Source organism: Allobaculum sp., assembly GCF_047010065.1.
In the GTDB taxonomy this organism is placed as follows: Bacteria; Bacillota_I; Bacilli_A; order Erysipelotrichales; family Erysipelotrichaceae; genus Allobaculum; species Allobaculum fili.
Genome location: NZ_JBKXLD010000076.1, coordinates 1 through 10,862 on the forward strand (window position 1 = coordinate 1; position 10,862 = coordinate 10,862).

The following is a 10,862-nucleotide window of genomic DNA, read 5'->3' on the forward strand; positions in this document are numbered from 1 at the left end:
AAAGATCTGACTGATCTGAAACGCCAGTTTCACCGGAAGAGTCTGTTCCATCAGCTGCTCAAACTCGATATGTCCGATTCCATCGGATGATCGACCGGTCGATTCTTATTGAGAACAGAAAGCAGATTCTTTGCCGGCAGTCTAAAAACAAAGCGATCGCCGCAAAGAGTCTGCCTTTTTTTCAGGACGCAGAGTGCACAGGTCATTACTATCCCGTACGCGGCGAAGCGGACATCTTCACGTACCGGGAAGAAATCGATGAAAGAACCTGCGCCCTCCCCGTTGTTCTCAATGACACCGAAATGAAATTTTATTTTCCCAGGGAAATGCGGACTGGAGCGTTCTCGATTCCGGAACCTGTTTCCGATCCCGCTCAGGAAACCATCCCGGATGTGATTGTCGTCCCGATGCTCGCCTTTTGCTGGGCGTACCGGATTGGATATGGAAAAGGCTATTATGACCGCTATCTTGCCGCCCATCCAGAAAGCCTCCGCCTTGGCATTGCCTATGACGAACAGGAAATCCAGGCCCGGCCTGCGCCATGGGATGAACCGCTTGATGTTCTGGTTACCCCAGAGCGTCTGTCTGTGTTTGTGCCGCTCCGTCCGGAACTCTCTGATGAAAACAGAAGGCGGATTTCTGCTGCGCAGACTTTCCTCAAACAAAGCGGCGTGCCGGTCAGTTCGGACAGGAGGGCGGATGCTTTTGATGAAAACGAACCGGACAGAAAGGAACGTGCAGCCTGATGCCTGCTGAAACCTCTTCCTGCAGTCTGCCTGAAGCCGACCGGCCTGCGCATTTTCGTGTTCTGCTTTTTGGCGACTCGAATATCTGGGGCTATGATCCGCAAAGCGGCCTTCAGCAGCCCGATCGGGCCTCTGTGCGTCTTGGACAGATGCATCCGGACTGGGAGCTGACTGTCAGCGGCCAGAATGGCCGTTCCTTTTCAAGCCGCGATCCGCTGAGTGCTGAAGATGGATCGAGACAGATCGGCCCGCTGCTCCGCCGCCTTCAATCGCTCGATGCCGTCATCATCGCTTTAGGCGCTAATGATGCCAGGCGTATGAACTGCCAGAGCGCGCAGGCCTGGCAGGCATCCATGGAGCTCTTTCTGCATGCTTTGCAGGATGCTCTTTACGGGCTGCAGGAGCGGGATGGAAAAGTGCCGCCGGTTCTTCTTGTATCACCGCCTCTGATTCCGGACTGTGCTCTGTCGGCCATGGACTGCCGGATTTTTTATGGCGAAAGCGGCCAGAGCATTTTGAAAGCCGCGCAGAGCATCACAGAGAAAATGGCTCGCAGATATGGCATGCAGGTTCTGCGGGCGGATACGATCGGCCTGTATGGCGGCTGTACGGACGGAATACACCTCGATGCAGACGGGCACCGGATTCTTGCAGAAGGGATATCGGCGGCGGTCGAACAGATGATAAAACAGACAGCCGTGCCGGAAAGTCTGCCGCACGGCAGGAAAGAAGGATATCTATGAGTGTTTTAAGCAATATCAAAGCCTTCTGGGCGCGTTTTGAAGATGAGCAGGATGGTCTGCTCGAAGCGCTGAAAACAAAGAACTATGAAAAGCTTTCGGCGATTCTTGAAGTGCTGAATGCGGAGTGCTACGAAATCAGCGGCGCGCATTTCTTTGTGGAAGATCGCTATGAAGAACCGGAAATGACGTTTGATACCGGACCAGACAAGACCAGTCAGCTGATCTGCCGGAAGATGAAAGAACTCGCGCCCGAGAGTGTGAAAAAGACCTGGATCATGAATGATACGCTCACTCCCCTCAGTCAGAAGGCCATTGAAGCCAGTCTACAGATCAAGGACGAGCAGTATTCGCTTTTCGATATGACAGCCTTTTACCGTGTCGATGTCAGAACGCATTCGTTCCTTGTCGATGTCTACTGCCCGGGCTTTTCGCTGATCGACAACCCGGAATACAAGCGGGAAATGGCGATTTACCTCGTGGAACTCGCCATCGGTGAAAAAGAGCTCGAAGCTTATGTCTCCAACATTGACTTTACCGACGAGCCCGTCGATGGCCGGGATTTCTGCAACCTGACCGAACTGTATACGGTAATTACCGATACAGCACAGAAGGAAGGCTGGCAGAACTATGCCCATCCGCTCGATATCTATACGGTCTTCAAGCCGCATCAGGATATTGCGAGCGATTCGCTGCGCAAGGATATGAAGATGATCTTCACCGTCCATCCGCCTCTGATTGAAGAATCGCTTGGCTCCAAGTCCGATGTCTCACTCGATCTCAAAGCGCATGACGGCGAATATGGCTATATCTATTACGTCAATCCATTTGATTCTGAAGAGGATGCAAAATTCCGTCAGGCCCTCTCAAGCCAGATTGAAACGCTGCTTGCTCCGCTGCACTGTGCAAAAGTGATTGGCGGCGACATTGGAAAATCCTATTCTTACATTGATCTGATCCTTTTTGACGAGCCGCTCTTTCAGAAAGCGTTTGCTCAGATCCGGGAACAGCTTAAAAACAGAGTCGATCTGCACTACCGCTCCTTTGATGGGGCCGACTGAAAATAGAACCCGTAAACCTCAAAAAAGAACCTGTCTGAATCCTGCAGCTTTGCATTCAGACAGGTTTTCTGTTTATAAGACATCCCGACTGATACAATTCGATGTATATGGACATCCTGTTTTTTCAGGCGGCAGATCCACGGATCTCTGCCGCCTGTGATTCACGCAGGCCGCCCGTGCTGTCTGCGTGAAGAAAACGATGTGTTTTCCTTGAGCGGGCAGACTCTTTCTTTCTGGACACTGAAGCAGAAAGAAAGAGAATAGAATAGAAGAAGAGAAGCAAAGAATCAGCTGAGGAAAGAGAATGAAAAGAGATCGGAATGTATACTCTGTGCTTTTTGCGCTGCATGCCATGCTGGCTGGATCGCTGCTGAGCCGTCCTGTCTATGCACTTGAAGAAATGCAGAGTGTCGAGGCGCTGAGCTCATCTGAAAACGATGTACAGACAGAGAGCGGATCGATTGAAGACGGCAATACGCAGAACGCACGGATTGATGAACTGCTCAGTCAGCTTGAAGCCGCAAAAACAAAAGCGCAGCAGACAGCAGATATACATGCAAAGTGCGAGAGTCTGTGCAGTGAAATCGATGCGCTGGCCAGTGCGATTGCATCCGCGCAAAGCGAACTCAAATCGCTTGAAAAGCAGATGGACGAGCTGCAGGCACAGATTGATGCCGTGCCTGCAGAACATGAAACACCCTCCCAGGAAGAGGATACGCAGGATCCGGCAGAAGAGGACAGTTTTTCTGAAGAGTCGATGACCTCAGAGCAGACAGCGTTCCCGGCGCCAAAAGAAACAGAAGACGCCCAGATATCCATGAAAGAAACCAGCCCGGCTGAAACAAAGACAGATGAACCCGGCATGGAAGCTGCACAAAGCCCTTCACAGACCGGTGCCCGAACAGCCGGCACGCCTTCTGAGCCAGGCCAGCCAGCCGCACCCGAAAGCAAAACGGCCAGCAGCGCGCAAAGGGAAGTTCTTGAATCCAGATTCCAGGAACTGATGAGTGCGCAGAGTGATTTGCAGAAAGCTCTCTCCGATTTGCAGAGCCAGAAAAGCAGCAAGGAACAGGAACTCGCTGATCTTGAAGCACAGCTCAAATTTGATGCAGCACCGGAACAGACGCCTCTTCCTATCAGCAAGGATATGCCCGGCAGTACTCCCAACCTGCATGTTCTGGGTGTACAGAGCGCGAATGCGATCCAGAAAGCGGAATACGGGGAATACGGAGATGCGCTGATCCGCGAAATCGATACGCTTGAATCCACCCTGCGTTCGCTGGAAACGCTGAATGTCTACCGTCTGTATAACCCGAACAGCGGCGAGCATTTCTATACGACAACGACCCGGGAACGAGAATCTCTTGTCAAAGCCGGCTGGAGGTACGAAGGGATCGGCTGGATGTCGAGCCGTCAGGCAACCAGTCAGCCGGTCTATCGTCTGTACAATCCCAATGCGGGCGATCATCACTATACGCTCGATCAGAAAGAGCGGGCCGCACTGATCGGCCTGGGCTGGAAGGATGAAGGCATCGGCTGGTACGGGGATCCGTATGGAGGTGTGAAGATTCTGCGCAGCTACAACCCGAACGCAAAAGCCGGCGCGCATAACTTCACCGACAGCGAAATTGAATACGGCGCTCTGGATCAGATCGGCTGGAAATCGGAAGGCCTCTCCTTCAATGCACGCTTTATTTACTCCAAATGCGCCGAACAGAACTATACGGTCTGGTATGGTCCGGATGATCAGAAACTGTCCGGCGAATACCGCTTCAACGGCAGCTGGTATGCATTTGGCGAAGCCACCGGCATTCCGGTGATCGGACTGTATACCGTACCTGGCACGGATCATACCCGCTTTTACGGAAAGGACGGCCGTCATCAGGGCGGAGAGGTTCAGATCGGCAGCGACTGGTATGATTTCGATACCGGCAGCGGCCGGATGAAAAAAGAGCAGCTTGTGGAATACGATAGCGATGTCATCCGCTATCTGGGTGCAGACGGAAAAGCCATGCGCGGTACGTTTTCGTTTGCCAACGCCGTATTTACCGCGGATCAGGACGGAAACATTCTCAAAACCGTCCTCAATGGCGTCCCGCTGTACCGGCAGACCGATCTGCGCTGGGCGGCGCGCCGGATCAGAGGACTGAGTTTCAGTGCGAGCGGCTGCGTACCGACCGTTCTGGCGAGTGTGATCAGCGCGGCGGATGGGGCCGTACCGCTTCCTTTTGATGTCGGCTGCATGCTGGCTGACGCGAATCTGATGAACGTAAACCGTGCCGGTGCCGGCGGTGATGGCTGTGTGTATATCGCCAAGCGCTACCAGATTTCCATTGAAGGAAACCTGAGTATTGAACGCGCCCGGAAGATCCTCAGAGAAGGAGGCGTTCTCTGCTGTGCGATGAATCCGGGTATTTTTACCGCGCCGGGCTATACGCATGAGATCTTTGTCATGAATTACGACAATGGCCGAGTGTTTGTTCATGATCCCTACGGCTATGCGGCCGACGGCTGGTACAGCCTTGAAACGCTCTATGCACAGCAGAGCAACGATGCGTGGGATCGCTCCTCCGGCGGTCCGATCTTTGGCTTCTTCAATAAGCGGATTGTTCGCAGTACGGCCGGGTGATAGAAGACACAGTCAAATTTTGATATAAACTTATAAACATATGATAGAAAACAGGCGGCTGGCAGCAGGACAGAGCGGTCTGTTTTCTATTTTTTTTGTTCTGCAGGGGCATTGTCATTAAGTTAGATATAGTTAGCCCTCCTAAACTGTAAGCCTGTATGTGATTTTTTGTGGTCAGATTTTTCGAGAGTACGACGAAAAGGGCGATTTTTTACCTGTTAAAAAAAATCACCTAGTAACCATTTCAATTCTTAGAACTGTTTATCAGCGCTTCTTTTTCCGCTTATCTGCCCGCCCCGGACGAACTGACTGCGTTTTGCGAAGGATCAAACGGACTAGCCTGTCTGCGGTATATACGCCGTTACCCCATAGAAACGCATGGACTGCAGAGATAAGAAATGCATAATCTGTCTTCTGTTCCCACTTCCTTTTATGGCGTTTCGGTATCGCTCAGCGAATTCACGACTCTTTTCAACCTTGTTCCTGATCCTGGAATACAGGTTGTAGAGCGTCATTTTTGTAAAGATTTCTCCAATGATCAGCTCCTTTTTACGTCCATGCACATGTTTCAACCCTATTTGCTCTTTGAGATCTCGAAATGAAATCTCGATTTGCCAGCGCAGACGGTAGATTTCACAGAGGTCTTCGGTGGTGAACTCATCAAACGGCAGATTGGTAAAAAGCGTGATGAAGGATTAAACCCCTTCACTTACCGTTTTATAGCGGATGATCCTGCCGTGAAGCGGCAGCTCAGTCACTCCATTCTGGAATTCAGGATGCTTCGCATAGGATGAGATGTATTTATAGGTATCCCAGTTTGATTTGGCATGAGAATTGTTCTTACACGTCAAAGTTACATCGAATGAAATGTCATATTCTTCCGTGTCAGGCGTAGGATAGTGTTTCAGAATACTGTTGGCGGATGATTCGTCCTTGATTCGGATGACGAAATGCTCGTTAGTCTGATTCAGACGATAGAAAGTCATAAGCGCTTCATAGCCTCTGTCGCAGGTGTAGATTGCCTTTTCACCTTTATGTCGATGTGCCAGTTCCATAAGAGCTGAATCTTCGTTTTTCTGAGATCCTGGCTGCATCACCAGATCGATATAAACGTGGTTAAGAACGTCATACAACGGATTTGCATGGTAAAAATGGTGCTTAGATCCCTTTTTCGATCCACCATAGGTAGACATGTCATTTCCATCGGGGCTGATGGTTATTTCAGAACCATCGACACTCAATAGTTGCCATCCATGAAATGTTTTATCGTCCTCAGAAGAGAACAAATCATTCATGCGATAGAAAACATTAGAGTAAAGCGAATGCTTGATTTTCTGTCTTCCCTGAGAAATCGCAGATAAAGAAACGTCGGCCAGAGAATCAGGAAGAATGGGAAGAGATCTGTTGATAGACCGATCCTCTGTCTGGTAGGCCACAGCTGCCAGATCCAGAACAGAGAGCTTGCGTGATCGGGAGAAGTCAGAGTACGAATGGACCATATTGGCAGAATTGGAAGCTTCCTCCTTGATCACGCGCTTGAGTGCGACCGATTGCAGGTTACAGAATTTGTTAAGTGAGGGCATAAGTTTTTCCTTTCCGTCACTTAACGGGCCGCTAAGCGGCCGCACGATTTGAGTTATAAAACAACTATTTTTCATAAAAGCTAAATTGTGCAAACAATCAACCGAAATGTTTTATGGAGAAAAAAGGGCAAAAAAAAAAGAGACCCTTCGTCCAATTAAGGAGTAAAGGTCTCGATCAACTAAACTTAATGACATTGGCTCCTTTCAACAGAAAAGCACCCGTGCAAACGGGTGCGAGAGGGTTAGTGAAAGCGGTGTGGATGGCTGAGAGCCTGCATTCCAACGGTCATGGCGGTAAGCAGTCCCTGCATCCTTTCTTCAATGACTTCATCCTGGTCTGACCAGATCTCAAACTCCCTGCTTAGTCCTTCGCGCTCGATCTGCTTGAGGCAGTCAGCCGCCCGCTTCTGTTCGAGGCTTGCGCATCTTAACAGAAAGGAGATGGCGGCTTTCTTTGGATAGCCGAGTTTGCAGAGGCTGTCGACAATGAAGCTTCTGCGGGTGTCGAGATACTCGGCATAATCCGACACGACCAGCAGGCTCGAAAGAGCGTTCGCAAATAAGTCTTTGTTCATGAGGACGAGTCTACAGATGAGTCGTGAGAAAGTCGTGACTTTTTGGAAGTTTAGAAATTGTTAAGAATCCAGGAAACTAGTGTTATTCTCCGTCTGGTTGTTCAGGTTGAAGCTCTTTGAACTTATTTATAATTTTTAACTTTAATTTCTTCGATATTAACATTCCGTTTATTCGTTCTTCAATGCTGGCCTGAGTTTCTCCGTTCTGATACATTCGAGCAATCACTAAGGAAATGACGGTTTCGATACCGAATCTGGTGACGACCTCAGCCAGAACACCTCCTGCCAATAAAGTCAGGATTCCGCCAAACATTCCTCCAGGACCAAGCAAACTTAAAGAAGCGGTCATAGCCGCTGCTCCAGCTAAACCAGTTGAAGCCATCGCAAGTAACAGGACCAAAGCAGGAATGCCGATAGAGGCCAATTGTGAAACGAGTTCATCGAGCGAAATGTGTATATTGATTTTCATAACTCTAAAACACCAGCAGCCCGCGAGAGTCATACACACTCTCTGTGCTGATGTTCCCACAGCGAATAGCACGGTCAAGACCCATAATGGTTGCAATCACACCGTCGATCTTCTCTGTGGACTTCTCCTTATCTGCTTTGATGTTGCCAGCAGGATCTGTACGAATAAAGATGTTATCCATCATCCAGCGAAGAACTGGATGTCCGCCATGGGCTATCTTCTTTTCCAGCACTAGCTTCATCAGCTCCTTGGTTGGCGGAGACATATCCTTGAAGCCCTGGCCAAAGGGCACGACGGTGAAGCCCATCCCTTCCAGGTTCTGGACCATCTGAACGGCTCCCCAGCGGTCAAAAGCAATCTCCTTGATGTTGAACTTTTCACCAAGCCGCTCGATGAACTTCTCGATGTATCCGTAATGGATGACATTACCTTCGGTCGTTTCCAGAAAACCCTGCTTCTTCCATATATCATAGGGAACATGATCCCGCTTTACACGCAAATCCAGGCTGTCTTCTGGAATCCAGAAGTACGGCAGGATCTGATATGGTTCATCCTCCTCAATAGGAGGGAAGACCAGAACAAAGGCGGTGATATCGGTGGTACTGGAAAGGTCCAAGCCTCCATAACAAACACGGCCTTCGAGCTCTTCAGGGATAACGGGGAAAGCGCAAAGGTCCCATTTGTCCATTGGCATCCAGCGGATGGATTGTTTGACCCACTGGCAAAGTCTTAGCTGCCGGAACGCATTCTCTTCAGCAGGATTCTGCTTAGCGGATTCACAAGCGTCCTGGACTTTTTCAATTGGAACGGTAATCCCCAAGGAGGGATTAACTTTTTTCCACACCTTGGGATCGGTCCAATCATCATCCGGATCAGCTCCATAGATGACTGGATAGAAGGTCGGATCGACCTTTCTGCCTTCCAGAATGTCCTTAGCTTTCTGGTGGACCTCATAGCAGATCGAGTTGGTATCTGTTCCTGCAGTGGTGATCTGAAAGAAGAGCGGCTGCATCCTGGCATCGCCAGAGCCTTTGGTCATAACATCGTGTAGCTTTCTGTTAGGTTGGGAATGTAGCTCATCGAAGATAACTCCGTGAATGTTGAAGCCGTGCTTCGAGTAGGCTTCAGCGGAAAGAACCTGATAGAAGCTATTCGTGGGCAGATACACCAGCCGTTTCTGAGAAGCGAGGATTTTGCAGCGCTTGTTCAAAGCCGGACACATCCGGACCATGTCAGCAGTAACATCAAAAACAATGGATGCCTGCTGACGATCCGAAGCGCAGCCGTACACTTCAGCTCGCTGCTCTCCATCTCCGCAGGTGAGGAGCAATGCAATGGCCGCTGCAAGCTCTGAGTTGTGCGTTGGAAGACAGCTTTTGCCAATCAAGTATTGATGGGACGGGCTATCCACCTGGATGCATTGCATTCCTCGGTTCTCGATTTTCTCAATCGAGTCGATATATCGAAAATGGGATCTGGTCGTTGGATTTCTGGGAATCCGATTCTTTAGTTTTCTGGATAGACCAGCAACTTTCACATCGTCAAAGCAGGTGAATTTGACCATATAGCAGGTTTCACCGGTAGCATCTCTGCCACATTCCTGGCTTGGCACATCCCTATTAACCGGTTGGGTGGATGGAGTTGAGGTGATCGCATTTTTGATCCCCAGCGTCCACAGGAGTTCACTAACTGTTTCCGCTAACCTCTTTTCTGTGGAGTAGTAAACTCCTTGTCCTTTTACTCCTGAGATACATCCATCAGAGTCCATCAATCCCTGCAAAAGGCGGAGCCGTTGTTCTTTAGAGGCACGAAGATATTCAATCGGAATCACTTTGTCATGGAATGACTTGAGCAGGACTGGCTTCAGCTCGTTGATTTTGAAAATTAGTGAGTCGCCAACATTCAACCACGCGTTGTTGACTACAGTGTTCTGCTGGACATTAAAAAGGACTTCCGGAACATCGGAAGTCTTTACAGTAATTTCTGGCTTGGTGGCATGTCCGTTACCAAGCCAATACCCCATCAGGTATGGATCGATCGGCAGCTCCGCTTCAGGGGCTTCCAGCGCTCCATTGACAGCAATCCGAAAATTGTAGGATTTGGTTTGGAAATACCTGTACAAGTCACCGGTTGTCATCATTATCGGTTTTTGATGCTTCTCTCCAATCCACTGATGGTTCTCACCAGCTTCGATGACCTCTCCATCTTTGAACACAATACGATAGGCCTGCTCGTCAAAATCGACCTGACTCTTGGCCACTACGTGACACGGAGATCCGGTTTCATCGAACACAGTATCGCCTACCTTGATCTCGCCCATTGTAGTAAAACCGGATGGAGTAGGAATCAACGTATCTAATGCAACTTGCTTCCCTTGTTTTTTTCCAATCTCTATGTAAGCCGAGTTGAATTGTCGATAACCGTTCTTTTTCTTGATTCCAAACAGGTCTCTCACGATCTGTTCCTGCCAATCGATCAGCTCAAAGGGCTTACCCGCCCAGGTTCCTTTGGTGTGGCACAGGCACTCGATAAAGTTAACCGCGTAGTCGGCAGCTTCCTTATCGTAATGAGATGTGCGAGCCTTGAACTTTGTGGGTTTATATTTTTTCAACTTTCGCATTGCCATAAGGAAACCTCCAATCTAAAAAGGCCCGCAGGCCTTTTGGTTGTTCTTTTAGTAGGTTGCTTTCACGTAGCGTTTGAATTCAGCCTGAACCATGTCATCCATCTTCTTTTCCAGGCGACGTTCGATTTCTTTCTTGCTCAGCTTTGCTTTGTAGGGGTTGATACCTTCTTCGAAGTACAGGGTGTAATCTCTCCAGAGTTTTTCGTGGGCTTCAGTGAAATCCCAGTCTGCCCAAACCATCTCGTTGAGGTCGTCCTGATACTTTCCAGCGTTCTCGTTGTAGCCGTAATGCTTCTCCTGATTGGCCAGCCATTTTGCGTGGGCTTCCATGAATACCTGGTGTTTTGCTTCTTTGTTTGTCATTGTTTTGTCCTCCGTTTTAGGTCAGTTTACAAGGAACTACACGCAGACCGTGAAACGGGCTGCTGACAAC

At 49.4% G+C, this 10,862-nt stretch carries 10 protein-coding genes; 4 read left to right on the plus strand and 6 right to left on the minus strand.

The window, feature by feature from the left end; translation table 11 throughout:
- Nucleotides 1-86: 86 nt before the first annotated feature.
- The 4 genes from ACLUYS_RS07365 to ACLUYS_RS07380 all read left to right on the plus strand — a co-directional run bounded on the left by ACLUYS_RS07365 (nucleotide 87) and on the right by ACLUYS_RS07380 (nucleotide 5,176).
- On the plus strand, nucleotides 87-746 hold the full coding sequence (locus ACLUYS_RS07365) for a 5-formyltetrahydrofolate cyclo-ligase (protein ID WP_412659495.1): 660 nt from the start codon (nucleotides 87-89) through the stop codon (nucleotides 744-746).
- Nucleotides 746-1,489: an SGNH/GDSL hydrolase family protein gene (locus ACLUYS_RS07370; RefSeq protein WP_412659496.1), complete on the plus strand. Its 744-nt coding sequence runs from the start codon at nucleotides 746-748 to the stop codon at nucleotides 1,487-1,489. The genes ACLUYS_RS07365 and ACLUYS_RS07370 overlap by 1 nt, the downstream gene beginning before the upstream one ends.
- Nucleotides 1,486-2,547, plus strand: a complete 1,062-nt coding sequence (locus ACLUYS_RS07375; protein WP_412659497.1) for a hypothetical protein — start codon at nucleotides 1,486-1,488, stop codon at nucleotides 2,545-2,547. Before ACLUYS_RS07370 ends, ACLUYS_RS07375 begins: the two co-directional genes overlap by 4 nt.
- Nucleotides 2,548-2,851: 304 nt before the next feature.
- Nucleotides 2,852-5,176, plus strand: a complete 2,325-nt coding sequence (locus ACLUYS_RS07380) for a hypothetical protein (protein ID WP_412659498.1) — start codon at nucleotides 2,852-2,854, stop codon at nucleotides 5,174-5,176.
- A 335-nt stretch (nucleotides 5,177-5,511) separates the two neighbouring features.
- Here the strand turns inward: ACLUYS_RS07380 and ACLUYS_RS07385 are convergent, their stop codons facing one another.
- The 6 genes from ACLUYS_RS07385 to ACLUYS_RS07410 form a co-directional block, all read right to left on the minus strand.
- Nucleotides 5,512-5,865 (minus strand): transposase, encoded by a 354-nt coding sequence (locus ACLUYS_RS07385; protein ID WP_412659503.1) that lies wholly within the window; start codon nucleotides 5,863-5,865, stop codon nucleotides 5,512-5,514.
- A 6-nt stretch (nucleotides 5,866-5,871) separates the two neighbouring features.
- Nucleotides 5,872-6,759 (minus strand): transposase, encoded by an 888-nt coding sequence (locus tag ACLUYS_RS07390; protein WP_412659499.1) that lies wholly within the window; start codon nucleotides 6,757-6,759, stop codon nucleotides 5,872-5,874.
- A 242-nt stretch (nucleotides 6,760-7,001) separates the two neighbouring features.
- Nucleotides 7,002-7,334, minus strand: a complete 333-nt coding sequence (locus tag ACLUYS_RS07395) for a hypothetical protein (RefSeq protein WP_412659500.1) — start codon at nucleotides 7,332-7,334, stop codon at nucleotides 7,002-7,004.
- A gap of 82 nt (nucleotides 7,335-7,416) precedes the next feature.
- Nucleotides 7,417-7,803 carry a hypothetical protein gene (locus tag ACLUYS_RS07400; protein ID WP_412659501.1) on the minus strand — a complete coding sequence of 129 codons (387 nt, stop codon included), beginning with the start codon at nucleotides 7,801-7,803 and terminating at the stop codon, nucleotides 7,417-7,419.
- Between the two features lie 4 nt (nucleotides 7,804-7,807).
- Nucleotides 7,808-10,423, minus strand: coding sequence for a terminase TerL endonuclease subunit (locus ACLUYS_RS07405; protein WP_412659504.1), 2,616 nt, complete (start codon nucleotides 10,421-10,423; stop codon nucleotides 7,808-7,810).
- A gap of 54 nt (nucleotides 10,424-10,477) precedes the next feature.
- Nucleotides 10,478-10,792 (minus strand): hypothetical protein, encoded by a 315-nt coding sequence (locus ACLUYS_RS07410; RefSeq protein ID WP_412659502.1) that lies wholly within the window; start codon nucleotides 10,790-10,792, stop codon nucleotides 10,478-10,480.
- Between the last annotated feature and the right edge of the window lie 70 nt (nucleotides 10,793-10,862).

Bases quoted from the DNA above. Each gene is read 5' to 3' on its own strand.
- ACLUYS_RS07365 (WP_412659495.1), top strand. From the start codon at position 87: ATGATCGACCGGTCGATTCTTATTGAGAACAGAAAGCAGATTCTTTGC.
- ACLUYS_RS07370 (WP_412659496.1), top strand. From the start codon at position 746: ATGCCTGCTGAAACCTCTTCCTGCAGTCTGCCTGAAGCCGACCGGCCT.
- ACLUYS_RS07375 (WP_412659497.1), top strand. From the start codon at position 1,486: ATGAGTGTTTTAAGCAATATCAAAGCCTTCTGGGCGCGTTTTGAAGAT.
- ACLUYS_RS07380 (WP_412659498.1), top strand. From the start codon at position 2,852: ATGAAAAGAGATCGGAATGTATACTCTGTGCTTTTTGCGCTGCATGCC.
- ACLUYS_RS07390 (WP_412659499.1), bottom strand. From the start codon at position 6,759: ATGCCCTCACTTAACAAATTCTGTAACCTGCAATCGGTCGCACTCAAG.
- ACLUYS_RS07395 (WP_412659500.1), bottom strand. From the start codon at position 7,334: ATGAACAAAGACTTATTTGCGAACGCTCTTTCGAGCCTGCTGGTCGTG.
- ACLUYS_RS07400 (WP_412659501.1), bottom strand. From the start codon at position 7,803: ATGAAAATCAATATACACATTTCGCTCGATGAACTCGTTTCACAATTG.
- ACLUYS_RS07405 (WP_412659504.1), bottom strand. From the start codon at position 10,423: ATGCGAAAGTTGAAAAAATATAAACCCACAAAGTTCAAGGCTCGCACA.
- ACLUYS_RS07410 (WP_412659502.1), bottom strand. From the start codon at position 10,792: ATGACAAACAAAGAAGCAAAACACCAGGTATTCATGGAAGCCCACGCA.